Genomic DNA, 19,005 nt, shown 5'->3' on the forward strand with positions numbered 1-19,005 from the left:
TGTAATTTCTTAAAGGTAAAAGTTGCGTAAATATAATTGGAATACTATTAAGCTAAAAAATGGAATTAGTATTGGAAGTATTACGATAATTGCTTTTTTCAAACTAATATTATAGATTTCTTTAAATCCTATCAATAAAGCTCTTAAGGAAATAAACCAACTTATAATAAAGAGAAGAATTTTAAAATAATATGTGGAGAGTTCAGAATTATATAAATGTGGGTGATTTAACAAATCTAAAATAAACCCATAGCAAAATATAGGAAAGTAAGAATACATTAATAGAGCAAATGTTTCTTTGTAGTATGAATTTCCTTTTAAAAACAACCCTAATTTATAAATAATAAAACTTAGTGTTGTAGAAATTAATAACCATAAGCAAATCTGAATAATTTTTTCAAAAAGCTTAAAATAAATTAAGAGAGTTTTATTATCCGGTACTACTGATTCACTATTAAAACTGTATATTATACCGTATAAGAAAGCTAAAAACATACCTTCTTTATAAAGGTCATCTCTAAATCTATTCTGAAAGTTAATAGCTCCATTTTTTGGAGACAAAATCAATAATATTAATGTTTTCATAACTTTTTAATCATCCAAACATTACAAGAGTAATGTCCTGTGTTTCCCATTGGTTTGTCTAGATTTGTAAAACCATTTTTTTTATACAAAGCTCTAGCAGCTTCCATATAAGGCATGGTTTCTAAATAGCACTGGGTATAACCTTGCTTTTTAGCTTCGGTTAAACAATGATTTATTAGTTTACTTCCTAATCCTTTTCCTCTAGTAATAGGTAAGAAATACATTTTTTGAAATTCACAAATAGCCTCTTCGGCACCATCTAATTTTGCAAAACCTGCGCCTCCAACAATTTTATTATTATGTTCAATTACAAAATAAGAAGCATTTTCTTTTTCGTAAGTTTCAAACATTTGATCCGTAGCTTTGTCTTCATAAGCAGTGCCTACTTTAGGAGCTCCAAGTTCAATTAATACTTCACGAATTATTTGCGCTACTTGTTGATTGTCATTAGGTTGTATTTCTCGAATAATAAAATCAGAGGGTGTCATAGGAATACCTTATTTTTGCACTGCAAATTAGCTAAAAAATGAGAATTCGTATGAAGAAATTGGTGTTTTTTGTAGTGGTATTACTTATTATTGGTTGTTCTGTTAAAGAAAAACCAGTATTTATTAAGGTTGATGATGTAAAGATTATGTCTATAACACCAGATACAATACATTTAAATGCAAATGCTTTTTTTAAAAATCCTAACGATATTGGAGGGAAAATATCTACAGATGAAATAAAAGTTTTGGTTAATGGAGATGAAATGGCCAAGGTGTCTTCAGAAGTGTTTAAAGTTCCAGCAAGAAAAGAGTTTGCAATTCCATTAAAAGTTGTTATTCCTACTAAGAAAGTATTTTCTAGTGAAGGTGGTGGAATTTTAGGAGGATTGATTAATTCATTACTAAGCAAAAGTAAAAGTGTAAAAGTTCAGTTTAAAGGAGATATAAAATATAAAGTTTTAGGCTTTTCACATATTTATTCCATTGATAAAACTGAAGATATTAAAATAAAACTATAGCTTTTTTTGAATCACGAAAAATACATAAAACGCTGTTTGGAATTAGCAGAGAAAGGGATAGGTACTGCACGCCCTAATCCATCTGTTGGGGCAGTGGTTGTTTATCAAGACCGTATTATAGGTGAAGGGTATACAAGCGTCTATGGGGGAAATCATGCAGAAGTAAATGCAATTCATGCAGTTAAGAATAAAGAACAGCTAAAGGAAGCTACTATATATGTAACGCTAGAGCCATGTTCACATTATGGTAAAACTCCACCTTGTGCAGATTTAATTGTTAGAAGTCAAATACCTAATGTGGTAATTGGTTGTATCGATACGAATAGTTTGGTAGCAGGAAAAGGTGTAGAGCGATTAAGAAAAGCAGGATGCTCTGTAACTGTAGGAGTATTAGAAAAAGAGTGTAAAGAGCAGCATAAACGATTTTTTACAGTACAAAACAAAAAGCGTCCGTATATCATATTAAAATGGGCGGAAACCAATGATGGTTTTATAGCTCCTATAACCAAAGATGAACAAAAGCCTGTTTGGATTTCAAATCAATATTCACAACAATTAGTTCATAAGTGGAGAAGTGAAGAACATGCCATTTTGGTTGGAACTAATACGGTAATAGCAGATAATCCTTCGTTAACTGTACGTAGTTGGACTGGACATAATCCTATAAGAATAGTATTAGATAAAAACTTGAGAATACCACAAGAAGCAAATGTGTTTGGTGGTAATGTGAAAACTATTCTTGTAACAGAAACTAGAGAAGAGGAGAGGCAGATTTCAGAAGAAAAAGAAAATATTGTTTATGAGGAAATAGATTCCAAAGCAAATATTGCTCAGCAGATATGTGAAGTTTTACAAAAACATCATATTCAATCGGTAATTGTAGAAGGAGGTACTAAAACTTTGCAAACATTTATAGATGCTGAATTATGGGATGAAGCTAGAGTTTTTGTAGGGAATATAGAATTTAGAAATGGAGTTAAGGCTCCAGAGATAAAAGGAAAAATAATAAATAAAGAAAGCATCGATAACGATGTGTTAAAGATATATTTAAATGATTAAAAACATCATTTTTGATTTTGGTGATATATTCATCAATTTAGATAAGGAAGCAACCTATAGAGAATTAGCAAAATTAGGAGTAACTGATATTTCTCAAGATATGATAGAAACCTATTATAAATATGAGATGGGGCTAATTTCTACTGATGAATTTGTTGATTTTTATCAAGTAAAATTTCCGCAATTAAATAGAGAAGATCTAGTAAATGCATGGAATGCTATTTTGTTAGATTTTCCATTGCATAGGCTAGAGTTTCTTAAAGAACTTGTTGCTTCAAAAAAATACCGAATATTTTTATTGAGTAATACGAACGATTTGCACATTTCGTGGATTCAAAACGATTGGGGAGCAACATTATATAATGAATTTAAAAGTTGTTTTGAGCAATTTTATTTATCGCATGAGATAAACTTTAGAAAGCCGAATGCGAATATTTATGAATTTGTATTGAATGAAAATAATTTGAATCCATCTGAAACAATCTTTATTGATGATACAGAGGAAAATACAAATGCAGCAAAAGAATTAGGAATACACGTTTGGAATTTAGCTCCTGGAAAAGAAGATGTAGTTGATTTATTAAAGAGGAAAGAATTTTAAAGTGGATTATTTAATATTAAGTGTTTTAGTCTCTAGTTTATTGTTTGTAATCTTTAAGCTATTTGATGTTTTTAAGATTAATACATTACAAGCGATTGTAGTAAATTATGCTATAGCCTTATCTTTTGGTTTATTTACTTCCGATATATCAATGTCTGTAGTAGAAATACCAGAGCAGCCGTGGTTTTTTGGAGCATTTTGTTTAGGGTTTTTATTCATAACAGTATTCAATGTTATGGGGCTTACAGCACAAAAAAACGGACTTTCGGTAGCTTCAGTTGCAGGAAAAATGTCGGTAGTTATTCCTATAATTGTAGGGATTGTTGTTTATAAAGAAAGTGTTGGTTTTGTAAAGGTTGTAGGGATTTTAATGGCTTTAATAGCAGTTTATTTATCTTCAGCAAAAAGTGATACTTCTCCCGTAAAGTTTAAAAATTTAGTATTTCCATTATTGTTATTTGTTGGTTCTGGATGTATTGATGCAGGATTGAAATATGTAGAGAGTACATCTGTACCAGACGGAACAGTACCTATGTTTTTAGGAACAATATTCGGTTGTGCATTTATATTAGGAACTTTCTTTGTAATTATCCAAATGATTAACGGTAAGTTTCAGTTTCATTGGAAAAATTTAATAGGAGGGATAGCTTTGGGTATTCCAAATTATTATTCAATGGAGTTTTTAATTAAAGCATTGCAAACAAAAGGATTGGAGAGTTCTACTATATTTACTATCAACAATGTATCAATTGTAATTTTGACTACGGTTTTTGCTTTGTTATTTTTTAAGGAAAGATTGATTAAAAAGAATTGGGTGGGTATAGGATTAGCGATAATTAGTATTTTATTAGTAGCTTCGGCATAATGGAAGAGATTAAAGACACATATAAAACAATTGATGTTCCTTCAGAAGAAACCTTGTTTAAAGATAGAAACAGTAAGTTTTTTGGTTATGCATTTCCTGTGTTTTCTGAAGAAGATATCAAAGAAGCTTTAGAGGGCTTAAAAAAGAAACATCATTCTGCACGTCACTTTTGTTATGCATGGCAACTTGGTACTGAAAAGATTCGATTTAGGGCTAATGACGACGGTGAGCCAAGTAATTCGGCAGGACAACCAATTTATGGGCAAATTCAAGCCTTTGAAGTAACTAATATATTAATAGTGTCTGTTCGTTATTTTGGAGGAACTAAACTAGGAGTAGGAGGTTTAATAAATGCTTATCGAACTTCAGCTCAATTTGCTTTAGAAGCATCGGAAATTATTGAGAAAACAATAGATATTCGATATAAATTGACTTTTGAATACGATATGATGAATAAAGTTCAGCGTATTATAAAAGAAAGAAATTTAACTATCGTAGCTCAAAAATTAGAAATGAATTGCGAGTATACTATTTCTGTCCGTAAAAAGGAATCACAAACCATATTTGAAATTTTTGATACGTTGTTTAAGGTAGAGATTGAAGAGTTGGAATAGACTTAGTGTTGATTTTTCGTTTGATTTTTAGACTCTTTTTGAATATGCTAAATATCGTTGATTAGGCATTCTAATTTATCGTAATCACGTATAAGTTTGGTTTTAAACTAAAAGTATACTAATTAATGGAACCTTAAAATATTTATTTGGAAGAAAAAAAGATAATCGATATGAACTTTTTGGTGTTAAAACATATGTTTTATGTGGTAAATGATATAGCGGATTAAAATTTCTTCATAATAAAGTTTGAAATGGAGAATTGAGTGAAATTATTGGGATGTAGATAAGAACTTTTTCCTTTACTATTTGACAGGAGATTTAGTTTAGGCTAACTCTAAATATAAAAACTACTTTAATGAAAATTAAGGTAGTTTTTTTATGCAAAAAAAACAGCTAATTTTTTAAACGAAGATGACAAGAAAAAAGTTATTTCATGCAAATTAAAACTATTAGGAATAATTTAAAACTTCTAGCGATTATTTAAAACTACAGGTTTTTGTGGTTTAATAATGAGGTGGTTAACTTAGTTTCGATAAAAGAAAGTGAATTGCTAACTTCAATATAATTCTTATGAAAAAGTCTATAGTAAGCATTATTATAATGCTTTTAATTCTACTTGTAAGTACCCCAATTACAATATCTCACAAACAACACCTCATTAGCTATGTTATTCCAGTCTTAAATTCTGATAATGATAGAGTTCAAGGATTTTATGTTAAGGAAAGAAGCCTTAGATATTGGTTGATTGAGCTTAAAAAGTGTTTTTCAGATACACAAATAACCACATTTACTTACGGTCTATTAGTTAGAACAATAGGTGTTACAGATTCAAGAGGTCAACTCTTGTGTTATGAATTCGGTGATTTTAACCAATTAAAATTTATAAAAAACAATGAAGGAAAGCTATTAAAAGAAATAATACATAATTATAAAAACTAGTAGGCTATGAAAAAACTAGAAAAACAATTATTGCTACTCTTATTACTTTTAGGAGGAGTAATTTATGGGCAACTTATAGAAAGAGGCGATGTAAATGATGTTGAGCCAGGAAACTACATAAGAGGGTTCATAGAATTAATCGGAATTTATGGTCCAACTAACGTAGATTTGAATAGTGTACATACTTATAAGTTAATATCTATTGGGCATATACAGCCAAGCAATGAAGTATGGCAGGTTTCAGGGGGAACAATAATTAATAGTTCTGCAACCCAAGCAACCATAAAATGGACAAGTTTAGGAAGTGGAAAAATTATCTATAGAAGTCGTTTAGGTTTTGGATTGTTTATGGGGCTAAGTAATATAACGGTAAACCAAGCAGTGACACCAGCGCCATCAGCACCAATAATTTTAATTGAAAATTGTGGAAGAGCGCTTTTATCAAAAGGTATACCACCAAAAGGAGTTACTTGGTATTGGCAAGGAACCAATGGTAATGGAACTGCTGAATATGATTCAAGTAATCTTTACCCTGTAACTAGTTCAGGACGATATTATTTGCGAGCGCGAAATGATAGAAGTGGACTATGGAGTGCTAGTTCATCTTCTGTACAAATTACAATTAAAACGATTCCAGATATACCTCCCGTTCCAATAATTACAAAAAATTGCGGAAGTACGGTATTAACTAAAGGAAGTCAACCAAGTGGTATTACGTATTACTGGCAGTCAAGTGTTAATGGAACATCAACAAGTAATTCATCAAGTAGTATAACAAGAACCAGTGGTTCTGTATATTATTTAAGAGCGAGAAATAACAGTACAGATTGTTGGAGTTCAGCAAGGGCGGTAAGTTATAGTGTTAAAAGTATTCCATCTATACCGCCAACAGTGTCTGTATCTAACAACTGTGGAAGTTCAGTATTAACTAAAGGAAGTCAACCAAGTGGAATTACATTTTACTGGCAATCGAGTGCAGGTGGAACATCAACAAGTAATTCATCGAGTAGTATAACAAGAACCAGTGGTTCTGTATATTATTTAAGAGCGAGAAATAACAGTACAGGCTGTTGGAGTTCAGCAAGAGCGGTAAGTTATAGTGTAAAAACAATTCCATCAATACCTCCAGCAGCGTCAGTAGTTAATAACTGTGGAAGTTCTGTATTAACTAAAGGAAGCCAACCAAGTGGTATTACATTTTACTGGCAATCAAGTTCAAATGGAACATCAACAAGTAATTCATCGAGTAGTATAACAAGAACCAGTGGTTCTGTATATTATTTAAGAGCTAGAAATAACAGTACAGGATGCTGGAGTTCAGTAAGATCGGTAAGTTATAGTGTAAAAACAATTCCTTCAGTACCGCCAACAGCATCAGTAGTTAACAACTGTGGAAGTTCTGTATTAACCAAAGGAAGCCAACCAAGTGGAGTTACATTTTACTGGCAGTCAAGTTCAAGTGGGACATCAACAAGTAATTCATCGAGTAGTATAACAAGAACCAGTGGTTCTGTATATTATTTAAGAGCTAGAAATAACAGTACAGGATGTTGGAGTTCAGCAAGGGCGGTAAGTTATAGTGTAAAAACAATTCCTTCAGTACCGCCAGCAGCATCAGTAGTTAACAACTGTGGAAGTTCAGTATTAACCAAAGGAGGTCAACCAAGTGGTATTACATTTTACTGGCAATCGAGTGCAGGTGGAACATCAACAAGTAATTCATCAAGTAGTATAACAAAAACCAGTGGTTCTGTATATTATTTAAGAGCACGTAATAATAGTACAGGATGTTGGAGTTCGGCAAGAGCTGTAAGTTATAGTATTAAAAATATTCCATCAATACCTCCAGTAGTATCAGTGGTAAACAATTGTGGAAGTACAGTATTAATCAAAGGAAGTCAACCAAGTGGAATTACATTTTATTGGCAATCAAGTGCAATTGGAACATCAACAAGTAATTCATTGAGTAGTATTACAAGAACTAGTGGTTCTGTGTATTATTTAAGAGCAAGAAATAATAGTAGTGGTTGCTGGGGAAGTGCTAGAACAATAAGCTATACAATCCAACAATCATCAATATGGTATGCAGATACGGATGGCGATGGTTATGGAAATGCATCTAGTACTAAAAGAGCTTGTTCAAAACCATTGGGTTATGTTTCGAATTCAAGCGATTATAACGATGGTACAGTGAATATAACTAACATAGCTCCACAAACATTTTATTTAGATGCGGATAATGACGGCTTTGGAGATCCAAACAATAGTGTTTATTACAGTGTAAAACCAGCAGGTTATGTAACAAATAATACCGATGCTTGTCCGAATGAAGCAGGAACCAATAATGGATGTACTTATACGCCAGTAGTTTTTAGCAATGAAAACTATGTGTTTAGTAGAACCTATAGAAAAGCAATGACAAGTCCATCAGAAATTACTAGTTCAAGCGATGTTTTAGAGAGTGTTGCTTATTTTGATGGATTAGGAAGAGGGAAGCAAAATATAGGTATCCGTCAAGGAACTAGTGGAAAGGATATTGTTACCCATATGGAATATGATGCATACGGACGTCAAACCAAAGAGTATCTGCCTTATGCAGCAACTACTCAAAACGGACAGATAAGAGCAGGGGATGTAGCAACAGAAACTAAAGGTTATTATCAAGCTAATTATAGTGAAGATTTTGCAGGAGTATCTTTACCTAATGTAAATGCCTATTCAGAAAAAGTATTAGAAAGTTCACCATTAGCCAGTGTATTAGAACAAGCAGCACCAGGACAAGATTGGCGTTTAGGAGGAGGACATGAAATAAAGTTCGACTACCAAGTGAATGTAAAGGATAAAGTAAAAGTTTTTGGAGTAGTAACAACGTTTGCAAGCAATACTTATACCCCAAGTTTAACAGGAGGAACCGCTTTTTATCCAGCAAGAACTTTGTATAAAACAGTTACCAAGGATGAGAATTGGACGTCAGGTTTAGATCATACTACCGAAGAGTTTAAGAACAAGCAAGGACAGGTAATTTTAAAACGTACCTATAACAATAGCCAAAAACACGATACTTATTATGTGTATGATGATTATGGAAACTTAACCTATGTGTTACCACCAAAAATGCAAGGTACTACAGCATTGTTAACTACAATAAACAATAAGTTAAACGACTTAGGGTACCAATATAAATATGATCATAGAAACCGTTTGATAGAAAAGAAGATACCAGGAAAAGATTGGGAGTATATTGTATATGATAATTTAGATAGACCAGTACTTACTCAAGATGCAAATTTACGAGCACAAAAGAATTGGTTATTTACCAAGTATGATGCCTTAGGAAGAGTTGTGTATACAGGAAATTATAACGATAATAGTAATAGAATAAGAATACAATTACAAGAGGTTTTAAATAACTTGACTTTAAATAATTTATATGAAGAGATTACAGGTTTAAATACTATAAGTGGTGCACCAGTATTTTATACATATAAATCATTTCCAAACACTAATGCAGTAACAATATATACAGTCAACTATTACGATACTTATCTAGATTTACCAGCAGGATTAACAGCTACAGTAACTACAAGTTATGGTAAAACATCAACAACAAATACAAAAGGATTAGCAACAGTAAGTAAAGTACGTGTATTAGGAACAAATAACTGGATAACTACAGTAACCTATTACGATGAAAAGGCACGTCCAATTTATGTGTATTCAAAGAATGACGAATTACAAACAGTAGATATTGTAGAGAGTAAGTTAGATGACTTTACAGGAAGAGTCTTGGAAACAAAGACTAGACATAAAAAGACAGGAAAAGCAGATATAGTAACAGTAGATAAGTTTTACTATGATAATTTAGACAGGCTAACCAAACAAACCCAAACTATAGGAAGTAGTACAGAGGTAATAGCAGAGAATAGTTATGATGAGTTAGGGCAGTTAGTAGAAAAGAAAGTAGGAGGAAAAATAACTCAGTCTAGATTGCAGGTAATTGATTACAAATACAATGTACGAGGATGGCTAAAAAACATTAATCAAGACACGAATAATGACAACGATTTATTTAACTTTAGCCTAAAGTATAACGACATAACAGATGCTAACAAACGTTTATATAACGGAAACATTAGCCAAACCAGTTGGAATACTTTAAATACAGATGCAAGTTCAAAAACATATACCTATACCTACGATGGATTGAACCGAATCTCAAGCGCAATCGGAGGTGGAAACTCAAATTACGACTTATCGAATGTTACCTATGATAAAATGGGTAATATTCTATCGCTTACAAGAAAAGGTCATTTAAATAGTGGAGCTACCTCTTTTGGGGTAATGGATAATTTATCATATACCTATGACAATGGGAATAAACTCTTAAAAGTTACTGATACAGGAAATAAAACCTATGGTTTTAAAGATGGTATAAACACAGGTAATGACTACACGTATGATATAAATGGTAATTTAATATCAGATACTAATAAGGGAATTACAAGTATAAAATATAATCATCTTAATATGCCTATTGAGATTAAGTTTAATAATTCTGATAATAGAAAAATAAACTATACTTATACGGCAGATGGTAAAACAATAAGAAAAGTTACTAATGATAATGGGAATATAACTAAAGTAGATTATGCAGGCAATTATGTATATGAAAATAACTCTTTGGACTTTTTTAATCACAAAGAAGGTTATTTTAATGTAACTTCTAGTAATAGTAATTTGAGTGGTAATTATGTTTTTCAATATTTAGACCATTTAGGTAATATAAGATTGTCTTACTCAGATTCAAATAACAATGGAGTAATATCTCAAGATGAAATTATTAAAGAAGATTCATATTATCCATTTGGTTTGAAAATGCGAGGTTTTAATAATATTACTACCAGTCATGGTAGTTCGATAGCTCAGAAGAAACTTTATAACGGAAAAATACTTGATGAAGATTTAGGCTTAAACTGGTATCATTATGGATTCAGAATGTATGATGTAGTTATAGGTAGATTCCCGAGTATAGACCCTGCTTCTGATAAATTCCCTCATGTTTCTACATATAATTATGCTGAAAATGAGCCTGTTGGTAGTATTGATTTATGGGGTTTACAAAGGTGGAAGGTTAATGGTAGGGAAAGGACTAGCCATTATAATAAAACTACAGTAAATATAAGAACAGGTGGTTTTGCAATGAGACATCCTCAAGCAGCTTTAAAAATAGGAAAGTATGAATCAGGCTCAAGTAATATCTCAACTACATCTGCTAATCTTGCTATAAATTCTGCCAAAGGAAAAAATATGTCTACTGGTATAGGAAGTCAAAGAAATGCTCTAAGACACGGAATCTGGTCTGCTTCAATTGCTGCGAAGTTTGGAGAAGGAATAGCAAAAAGAGCTACTAATGCCCATGAAGGTATAGGACTCTTAGCAAAATCAGAAATAAGCACAAATACAGGTTTCAATAGTAAAAATGAAGACTTTGCTGACAGTATTGTTGATTTATTAAATAATGAAATAGGAATTCAAATTGGTATTGATAATCCAGATGCGAGCCCTCAAGATTTAGCAAAAATAGTACTAAAAGAGTTCAAGAACGTTGGTTTTTATACTTTTACAACAAATAAAAAAGGAGAAATCAGAATAGCAAAAACTAGAATAACTACGAAGCAATATAATAATGCTCTGAAAACTTTACAACAAATAGAAGACAAAAAGAAAAAAGAAGCTTCCAATGATGAAAAAAAATAGCCTAATTAATTCAGTTAATAAGTATAACTTATTTATAATTATATTTTTAATAATTACTTCTTGTAGTAATGGATTTTGTGATGATATTTCTAAAACTATTAGTAAAGAGTATAAAGATTCTAAGGATATAAATATAATTGATATGGTAAATATATATCCTTTTGAATGGGATGAGTTAAGAATTTTTAAATCTTTTCATACTCCAAGAGATATTTCAGAAAGTTTAGGATTTGATTGTAATTGTGAACCTATATATGATGGGGATGCTATGTACTTATTTATAAAAAATGGACAAATAATCAGAAAAGGAACAGAGCAGTGCAATAATTTTATTTTTACTAATAGTAAAAACAGTAAAGTTTTTATAAATAAAGAAACATCAAAATTTGAAGTAAAAAAAGTTAAAGAAAATGGAAATTTCTTTTTTACTTTAACTCCATTAGTTAATGATTAATTAATAATTATAAAACCTATAAATCATACATATCCCCCCCGCTCCCGCACGATAGGTAAAGGAGTTAATTTTAATAGAGGTCATAATGATCATATACATATAGGTAAAGGAAATGGAAAAAATCGTTAAATTATCGTCATTATTTTTAATCATTTTAATTGCGTCTTTTTGTAGTAATGTTAAAAAAGAAAAAAAAGAAGGAAGTAGATTTGATAAATTTTACACAAAGAAAATAGGTTTTAAAAGTTTTAATTTAGATTCTTTGAATGTAGATTTAAATAGCTTGACAAAAGTTGATTCTTCAGATTCTATTTATAAAAAAGCAGGTTCAAAAAGTGCAGAATTTTTCTATTATTCAGTGTTAGATACTTCTCGTATTTTTGAATCAGTAGTTTATTTATATTCAAATGAAGGAAAAGAACAATGTTTAGAAATGGTCAATTATAAAAATGATGGAACTATTATTTCTACTCTCCCTTTATTTTGTTCTGGTGGTGATGCAGAAGAGTATTTTACTTTAGAGTCTGATTTTATTTCTAAAAATGAAATAAAACAAAGTAGAGCTGAAGGTTATTTTAACGATGAGGATTCTTTAATCGTAACAGATAGGTCTTTTTTTAAAGTTAGAATAAAAGATAACGGAACAATTAAAAAAGATTCTAATTAAAAGAATATTCGTTTGTTATAGTAACAACAATGGTATTATTACTCCAAGTACTGAAATTGTAGAAGAATCTAATTACTATCCTTTTGGATTAAAACATAAAGGGTATAACAATAACGTCTCATCCCTTGCAAACTCTACTGCGCAGAAGTTCGGGTATAATGGAGTAGAATTAAATGAAAGTTTAGGTCTTAACTTAATGGAAATGGACTTTAGACAGTATAATCCAGCTATTGGTAGATTTACTTCTATAGACCCAGTTGTGCATTGGAGTAATTCAACTTATAATGGATTTGATAATAATCCTGTATATTGGGCTGACCCAAGTGGTGCTGATTCAGCCAGTTCTATTATGGACGCATTTAATAAGTCTGGTAGTGGCACTACTACTTGGTACAATGATGGTAATGGTGGTTTAACAGATGAAGGACCTACTGACCCTAAAGAAGGAGAGTCAAGAGAGGTTAAAAAAGCGGTCTGTGGAGTAGGAAAAGATTGTGTTATAACATATACTGAATATTATCATAGTGGAGGAATAAAAGGTTCTAAGGCTGGATGGTATAGAGCAGGAGATTATATAGACAAAATTACTCCTTTAGCAATTACATTAGCTGGAGGAAATGATAATATAGGAGGAAGTTTAGCTTCTTTAAATTGGATTGATAACTTAGAAGCTTCTGATGGATTTTGGAATTTTTTAAATTCATATTCATCCTCTTTATCAGATTTTGTCCAAGTGAAGAAACACTTTATGACCACTGGAACAACTTATTCAATGGGGATAGATTCTCCATTTTTGTTAGGAGTTGGACTGTTAAAGAATATTGGGCTTGGTGGTGCTAGTGTAACTACAACAGATGGGTTTTTATTTAAAGGATTTACTATAAAAACACCAATTGATATACCTGTACAAAGATTTGGTAATTTAAATTTTGGAAGAGCAGATTTTTGGGGGTTAAGAATTGGAACTAGTCAGTTTGCTAATAGAACTTTTGGAGCTATTTTACCAGAATGGAATAGTCTTACTCAATTTACAAAAGGGGTAATACCTAAAGGTTCTCAAATTAAATTTGGATTTATTGGTCCTCAAGGATGGAAGTATCCAGGGGGTTCATTACAATTCATTGTTCGTTCAAAAGATGTAATAAATCAATCAAGTAAAATTATAAAAAGATGATAAACTTTGAAACTCCTATTGATTTTAATATAATAAAACAGGATGATGATACAAAAGTTGAATACTTTGACTTAATGGAATTATCTCAAGGAGGCCCAGAGGTAGGGGGAATAAAAATTAATAATGAAACAATTAAAAATTATCGTTTTGGAGGACCTTGTATTATCTCTAAAGAATATGTATATATTCCAGTTTATATAAAAAAGCTATGCGTATCTGGTTTTAGAATAGCTGAAATTAATATAAAAACACTTGAAGTGAGTTTTATAAGTAAAATTGAACGCTTTGTTGTGATAGATAAAGTAATAGATAATAATCTTTATTATTATTTAAATTTGGATAAAACTGTTTCAAAAACAATAAAATTAAAATAACACATCATGTCAGAATTCGAAATCAAAACAGATAAATCAGGACAATTTAGATTTAACTTAAAAGCTAGCTGGAAATGGACAAACTATTCTAGCTAGTGAAGCTGGTAGTATAGTAAAATAGGTCATGAGATATTTCATGATTGTAAAAGAATAAAAGTTAGTAGTTAGTAAAAATTCTAGCTACTGATTTTTCAAGTTCGTTGATATATAATGAGAGTTGAAAATTTCATAGAAGTGCTATAATCAGGGATTGTTATTCCAAGATGCAAATAAAGACAACGATCTATATAACGACATAACAGATGCTAACAAACGTTTGTATAACGGAAACATTAGCCAAACAAGTTGGAATACTTTAAATACAGATACAAGTTCAAAAACATATACCTATAGCTACGATGCGCTGAATAGAATTTTAGGAGCAACAGGAGTTAACGGATCTAATTATAATGTTTCGGGTATTACTTACGATAAAAACGGAAACATTTTAAGTTTGATTAGAAATGGACATACCAATGTAGGAGCAACTAGTTTTGGAGTAATGGACAACTTAGTGTATAGTTACGATAATGGTAACAAGTTAACCAAAGTATTAGACAATGGTAATGATGTTTATGGATTTAAAGATGGAGCTAATGTCACTACAGAGTATACCTATGATGACAATGGTAATAAGTTATTTATATTACATACTCTAGGTTAAAAGCATGAATAAATAAGAGAAAATGTAGGATTTAGTAGTTCCAATAATGTGTGTTTATATAAAATTTAATTTACATGAGATATATAGTCATTTTTTTACTCCTATTCACTAGCTGTAATAATCTAAAAAGTAAAGAAAATAAAAAAGAGATAGTAAATTTAAATAAGTCAAAAAAAGAGGATTGTATAAAAGATTTTGATACTTTTTTTGATAAATTCGGTAAGGATAGTGTTTTTCAAAAAAATAAAATTAAATACCCATTAAGATATTTAATAAGTGATTATGATTACGAACAAGAGAAAGATACTGTTGGAGTAGAATTAATTCGCAAGGAAGAAAATAAATATTTTGATTTTACTAAAGATAAAGACGCTATAAATAATGAATTTGATAAATATACTATCGAAATAGAAAAGAAGAGTGATAAAGAGATTTTGTATAAGCACTTAGGTTATGATAATGGAATATTTATTATACATAAATTTGTGTTTATTGATGGATGTTGGTTTTTAACTGAAATAGAAAATAAATCTTCTTAAATTTATTTTTTTAATGGAGTTATGGTAGCTAAGGAAAACCAATGTTTAAAACCTAGCTCTCGCATGATTGCATCGTGTGTCAAAAAGAAATAAAGAATTAATAAGATTAAATCTTTTATATAACTGAATAAGCGTAAGTAAGAAAAATGTTTGTGGTTATATAACCAGTAGTGAGGTTAAATCTTTTAAAATCAAAAGCTTTGTAGGTTATTTCAATAAAACTTCGTAAATTTGCACGCCTTTTTACAAGAACAGATTTATAAAAGGTGCAAAATATATTTATAAAAGTTTAATTTCTCTTTGAGTTGGTGTTGTTAAAAATCTGGCTAACAAAAAGATACAAAATTTATTTCAGACATGTCTGAAGAAACAAAAAAAGCTGCAGAAGCAGTAAACCCAGCAGAATTTTTAGCTAACTTTAACTGGCACAAATACGAAGAAGGTATTGATGAAGTTGATGAGTCTAAATTAAAAGAATTTGAAAAAGCCTTAGAAGGTACAGTAGGTTTCGTAAACGAGCGTGATGTAATCGAAGGTGAAGTAACAAGAATTACTGATAGAGATGCAATTATCGATATCAACTCAAAGTCTGAAGGAGTTATTTCTTTAAACGAATTCCGTTACAACCCAAATTTAGCTGTTGGTGATAGAGTTGAAGTATTAGTTGATAAAAGAGAAGATTCTTCTGGTCAATTAGTATTATCTCACAAAAAAGCACGTGTAATTAAAGCTTGGGATCGTGTTAACAATGCACACGAAACTGGAGAAATCGTTAACGGTTTTGTTAAGTGTAGAACTCGTGGAGGTATGATCGTTGATGTATTTGGTATTGAAGCATTCTTACCAGGTTCTCAAATTGATGTGAAGCCTATCCGTGACTACGATCAGTATGTAGAGAAAACTATGGAATTCAAAGTTGTAAAAATCAACCACGAATTTAAAAACGTAGTAGTATCTCATAAAGCATTAATCGAAGCTGATTTAGAAGATCAAAAACGTGAAATCATCGGTCAATTAGAAAAAGGACAAGTATTAGAAGGTGTTGTTAAAAACATTACTTCTTATGGTGTGTTTGTTGACTTAGGTGGTGTTGACGGATTAGTACATATTACTGATTTATCTTGGTCTCGTATCAACCACCCTAACGAGGTTGTTGAATTAGATCAAAAATTAAATGTTGTAATCTTAGACTTTGATGATAACAAGTCTAGAATCCAATTAGGATTAAAACAATTATCAGCTCACCCATGGGAAGCTTTAAATGCTGACTTAAAAGTTGGAGATAAAGTAAAAGGTAAAGTTGTTGTTTTAGCTGATTACGGTGCATTTGTAGAGGTTGAAGAAGGAGTTGAAGGATTAATTCACGTATCTGAAATGTCTTGGTCTACTCACTTACGTTCTGCTCAAGATTTCGTGAAAGTTGGTGATGAAGTAGAAGCTCAAATCTTAACATTAGATCGTGAAGATCGTAAGATGTCTTTAGGTATGAAGCAATTACACCCAGATCCATGGACAGATATTACTACTAAGTACCCTGTAGGTTCTACTCACACTGGTACTGTACGTAACTATACTAACTTCGGTGTATTCGTAGAATTAGAAGAAGGTATTGACGGATTAGTATATATCTCTGATTTATCTTGGACTAAGAAAATTAAGCACCCATCAGATTTCGTAACTGTTGGTGATAAGTTAGATGTTCAAGTATTAGAATTAGACGTTGAAAACCGTAAGTTAAACTTAGGTCACAAGCAAACTCAAGATAACCCTTGGGATGCTCACGAAGCTACGTATGCAATCGGATCAACTCACGAAGGTACTATTAAAGAAAAGAATGATAAAGGTGCTACAGTAGTATTCGCTGATGGAATTGAAGCATTTGCTCCAACTCGTTTCTTAGAAAAAGAAGACGGATCGAAATTAGCTAAAGGAGATACTGTACAGTTTATCGTAACTGAATTTAGTAAAGAATACCGTAGAATTGTTGTTTCTCATACTTCTATCTTTAGAGAAGAAGAAAAGAAAAACATCAAGGCTGCTGCTAAGAAAGCTGCTGATGTAGAGAAAACTACATTAGGTGATATCGGTGGATTAGCTGAGTTAAAGAAGAAAATGGAAGGAAAATAATTTTCTAAACATTTATACCTATAAAACCGCTACAATTGTAGCGGTTTTTTTATGCTCTTAATTGTAACATTTGTTACAGTTAAAGACGCTTAGTTTTTAAGTTAATTTCTTAAATACCATTATATTTGTATCCTAATAAAAATTAATATGACACTTATAAAATCAATATCAGGAATCAGAGGTACAATAGGGGGAGCTACAGGAGATAACCTTACACCGATTGATGCTGTCAAATTTGCTTCAGCATATGGAGCATTCATAAAAAAAAGAAATCCAGAAGCTGAAAAAATTAAAGTGGTTATAGGAAGAGATGCACGTATTTCTGGTAAAATGATAAGTAACCTAGTAGCCAATACTTTAGTTGGTTTAGGAATTAATGTAGTCGATTTAGGATTGTCTACAACACCAACGGTAGAAGTAGCAGTACCGTTAGAAAAAGCACAGGGAGGTATCATCTTAACTGCTTCTCATAATCCAAAACAATGGAATGCTTTAAAATTATTGAACGAAAAAGGGGAGTTTTTAAATGGAGCAGATGGTGAAGAGATATTAAAGTTAGCTGAAAGTGAAGATTTTTCTTTTGCTGAAGTTGATGATTTAGGTTCATACAAAAAGAATAAGAAGTATCTAAAAAAGCATATCAAAGAAGTTTTAAAATTAGATTTAGTAGACGTAAAAGCTATTAAAAAAGCTAAGTTTAAAGTAGTGGTAGATGGAGTTAATTCTACAGGTGGAGTGTTTATTCCAGCTTTATTAAAAGAATTAGGTGTAAAATGTATCGAATTATATTGTGAGCCAAATGGACAGTTCCCACACAATCCAGAGCCATTAAAAGAACACTTGACTGATATTTCAGAACTAGTAGTAAAAAAGAAAGCCGATTTAGGAATCGTTGTGGATCCAGATGTAGATCGTTTGGCATTAATTTCTGAAGACGGATCAATGTTTGGTGAAGAATATACACTAGTTGCTTGTGCCGATTATGTATTAGAAAGATTAGGTGGAGGAAATACCGTATCAAACTTATCATCATCAAGAGCATTAAGAGATGTTACAGAAAAGCACGGAGGAACATATACAGCATCTGCAGTAGGAGAAGTAAACGTAGTGCAAATGATGAAAGATACCGATACAGTAATTGGTGGAGAAGGAAATGGAGGAATTATTTATCCAGCTTCTCACTACGGAAGAGATTCATTAGTAGGAGTTGCTTTATTCTTATCGCATTTAGCACATAAAAAAATGTCTTGTAAAGAATTAAGAGATTCATATCCAAGTTACTTTATGAGTAAGAATAAAATCCAGTTAACACCACAAATTGATGTTGATAAGATTTTAGAAACAATGGCTGATAAGTATAAAAATGAAGAAGTAAATACCATAGATGGTGTAAAAATAGATTTTGCTGAAGAATGGGTACACTTACGTAAATCGAATACAGAGCCTATTATTCGAATTTATACAGAAGCAAAATCACAAGAAAAAGCAGATTCATTGGCCGAAAGAGTGATAGAAGAAATCAAAGCAATAATAAAATAAGA

General features: G+C 31.1%; 17 protein-coding genes. 15 read left to right on the forward strand and 2 right to left on the reverse strand.

Annotated elements, in window-relative coordinates:
- Window positions 1–9: 9 nt before the first annotated feature.
- Together Q0958_RS06060 and Q0958_RS06065 are read right to left on the reverse strand one after the other, a co-directional pair.
- Complete coding sequence (locus Q0958_RS06060; RefSeq protein WP_299121040.1) at window positions 10–585, reverse strand: YIP1 family protein; 576 nt, start codon at window positions 583–585, stop codon at window positions 10–12.
- Entirely contained in the window at window positions 582–1,073 is a 492-nt protein-coding gene (locus Q0958_RS06065) for a GNAT family N-acetyltransferase (RefSeq protein ID WP_299121046.1), read from the reverse strand. The genes Q0958_RS06060 and Q0958_RS06065 overlap by 4 nt, the downstream gene beginning before the upstream one ends.
- A 38-nt stretch (window positions 1,074–1,111) precedes the next feature.
- Here Q0958_RS06065 and Q0958_RS06070 point away from each other — a divergent pair, with 38 nt between their 5' ends.
- From Q0958_RS06070 to glmM, 15 genes are all read left to right on the forward strand, one after another.
- Window positions 1,112–1,591: an LEA type 2 family protein gene (locus Q0958_RS06070; protein ID WP_299121049.1), complete on the forward strand. Its 480-nt coding sequence runs from the start codon at window positions 1,112–1,114 to the stop codon at window positions 1,589–1,591.
- Window positions 1,592–1,597: 6 nt separating this feature from the next.
- Window positions 1,598–2,650 carry a bifunctional diaminohydroxyphosphoribosylaminopyrimidine deaminase/5-amino-6-(5-phosphoribosylamino)uracil reductase RibD gene (gene ribD / locus Q0958_RS06075; protein ID WP_299121051.1) on the forward strand — a complete coding sequence of 351 codons (1,053 nt, stop codon included), beginning with the start codon at window positions 1,598–1,600 and terminating at the stop codon, window positions 2,648–2,650.
- On the forward strand, window positions 2,643–3,251 hold the full coding sequence (locus Q0958_RS06080) for an HAD-IA family hydrolase (protein WP_299121054.1): 609 nt from the start codon (window positions 2,643–2,645) through the stop codon (window positions 3,249–3,251). The genes ribD and Q0958_RS06080 overlap by 8 nt, the downstream gene beginning before the upstream one ends.
- A gap of 1 nt (window position 3,252) precedes the next feature.
- Complete coding sequence (locus tag Q0958_RS06085) at window positions 3,253–4,116, forward strand: EamA family transporter (RefSeq protein WP_299121057.1); 864 nt, start codon at window positions 3,253–3,255, stop codon at window positions 4,114–4,116.
- Window positions 4,116–4,730, forward strand: a complete 615-nt coding sequence (locus Q0958_RS06090) for a YigZ family protein (protein WP_272149066.1) — start codon at window positions 4,116–4,118, stop codon at window positions 4,728–4,730. Before Q0958_RS06085 ends, Q0958_RS06090 begins: the two co-directional genes overlap by 1 nt.
- A 570-nt stretch (window positions 4,731–5,300) precedes the next feature.
- Window positions 5,301–5,669 carry a hypothetical protein gene (locus tag Q0958_RS06095; RefSeq protein ID WP_299121062.1) on the forward strand — a complete coding sequence of 123 codons (369 nt, stop codon included), beginning with the start codon at window positions 5,301–5,303 and terminating at the stop codon, window positions 5,667–5,669.
- 6 nt (window positions 5,670–5,675) lie between these two features.
- Complete coding sequence (locus Q0958_RS06100) at window positions 5,676–11,426, forward strand: DUF6443 domain-containing protein (RefSeq protein WP_299121065.1); 5,751 nt, start codon at window positions 5,676–5,678, stop codon at window positions 11,424–11,426.
- Window positions 11,410–11,880, forward strand: coding sequence for a hypothetical protein (locus tag Q0958_RS06105; RefSeq protein WP_299121068.1), 471 nt, complete (start codon window positions 11,410–11,412; stop codon window positions 11,878–11,880). The genes Q0958_RS06100 and Q0958_RS06105 overlap by 17 nt, the downstream gene beginning before the upstream one ends.
- Window positions 11,881–11,992: 112 nt before the next feature.
- Entirely contained in the window at window positions 11,993–12,547 is a 555-nt protein-coding gene (locus Q0958_RS06110; protein ID WP_299121071.1) for a hypothetical protein, read from the forward strand.
- A gap of 55 nt (window positions 12,548–12,602) precedes the next feature.
- Entirely contained in the window at window positions 12,603–13,721 is a 1,119-nt protein-coding gene (locus tag Q0958_RS06115; protein ID WP_299121750.1) for an RHS repeat-associated core domain-containing protein, read from the forward strand.
- Complete coding sequence (locus tag Q0958_RS06120) at window positions 13,718–14,095, forward strand: hypothetical protein (RefSeq protein ID WP_299121074.1); 378 nt, start codon at window positions 13,718–13,720, stop codon at window positions 14,093–14,095. Before Q0958_RS06115 ends, Q0958_RS06120 begins: the two co-directional genes overlap by 4 nt.
- A gap of 250 nt (window positions 14,096–14,345) precedes the next feature.
- Window positions 14,346–14,798: a hypothetical protein gene (locus tag Q0958_RS06125; RefSeq protein WP_299121076.1), complete on the forward strand. Its 453-nt coding sequence runs from the start codon at window positions 14,346–14,348 to the stop codon at window positions 14,796–14,798.
- Between the two features lie 74 nt (window positions 14,799–14,872).
- Window positions 14,873–15,337 carry a DUF4348 domain-containing protein gene (locus Q0958_RS06130; RefSeq protein ID WP_299121079.1) on the forward strand — a complete coding sequence of 155 codons (465 nt, stop codon included), beginning with the start codon at window positions 14,873–14,875 and terminating at the stop codon, window positions 15,335–15,337.
- A 357-nt stretch (window positions 15,338–15,694) separates the two neighbouring features.
- Window positions 15,695–17,464 (forward strand): 30S ribosomal protein S1, encoded by a 1,770-nt coding sequence (rpsA, locus tag Q0958_RS06135; RefSeq protein ID WP_150898782.1) that lies wholly within the window; start codon window positions 15,695–15,697, stop codon window positions 17,462–17,464.
- 147 nt (window positions 17,465–17,611) lie between these two features.
- The gene (gene glmM, locus Q0958_RS06140) at window positions 17,612–19,003 is read left to right on the forward strand and encodes a phosphoglucosamine mutase (protein WP_299121083.1); all 1,392 of its coding nucleotides are present in this window, start codon (window positions 17,612–17,614) and stop codon (window positions 19,001–19,003) included.
- Window positions 19,004–19,005 lie beyond the last annotated feature (2 nt).

Source organism: uncultured Tenacibaculum sp., assembly GCF_947499065.1.
Taxonomy (GTDB): domain Bacteria; phylum Bacteroidota; class Bacteroidia; order Flavobacteriales; family Flavobacteriaceae; genus Polaribacter.

What these genes read in the sequence shown, in the direction of transcription:
- Q0958_RS06095 (WP_299121062.1), top strand. Translation starts at nt 5,301, where the DNA reads ATGAAAAAGTCTATAGTAAGCATTATTATAATGCTTTTAATTCTACTT.
- Q0958_RS06130 (WP_299121079.1), top strand. Translation starts at nt 14,873, where the DNA reads ATGAGATATATAGTCATTTTTTTACTCCTATTCACTAGCTGTAATAAT.
- Q0958_RS06080 (WP_299121054.1), top strand. Translation starts at nt 2,643, where the DNA reads ATGATTAAAAACATCATTTTTGATTTTGGTGATATATTCATCAATTTA.
- Q0958_RS06120 (WP_299121074.1), top strand. Translation starts at nt 13,718, where the DNA reads ATGATAAACTTTGAAACTCCTATTGATTTTAATATAATAAAACAGGAT.
- Q0958_RS06070 (WP_299121049.1), top strand. Translation starts at nt 1,112, where the DNA reads ATGAGAATTCGTATGAAGAAATTGGTGTTTTTTGTAGTGGTATTACTT.
- glmM (WP_299121083.1), top strand. Translation starts at nt 17,612, where the DNA reads ATGACACTTATAAAATCAATATCAGGAATCAGAGGTACAATAGGGGGA.
- Q0958_RS06060 (WP_299121040.1), bottom strand. Translation starts at nt 585, where the DNA reads ATGAAAACATTAATATTATTGATTTTGTCTCCAAAAAATGGAGCTATT.
- Q0958_RS06105 (WP_299121068.1), top strand. Translation starts at nt 11,410, where the DNA reads ATGATGAAAAAAAATAGCCTAATTAATTCAGTTAATAAGTATAACTTA.
- Q0958_RS06110 (WP_299121071.1), top strand. Translation starts at nt 11,993, where the DNA reads ATGGAAAAAATCGTTAAATTATCGTCATTATTTTTAATCATTTTAATT.
- Q0958_RS06100 (WP_299121065.1), top strand. Translation starts at nt 5,676, where the DNA reads ATGAAAAAACTAGAAAAACAATTATTGCTACTCTTATTACTTTTAGGA.
- Q0958_RS06065 (WP_299121046.1), bottom strand. Translation starts at nt 1,073, where the DNA reads ATGACACCCTCTGATTTTATTATTCGAGAAATACAACCTAATGACAAT.
- rpsA (WP_150898782.1), top strand. Translation starts at nt 15,695, where the DNA reads ATGTCTGAAGAAACAAAAAAAGCTGCAGAAGCAGTAAACCCAGCAGAA.
- Q0958_RS06090 (WP_272149066.1), top strand. Translation starts at nt 4,116, where the DNA reads ATGGAAGAGATTAAAGACACATATAAAACAATTGATGTTCCTTCAGAA.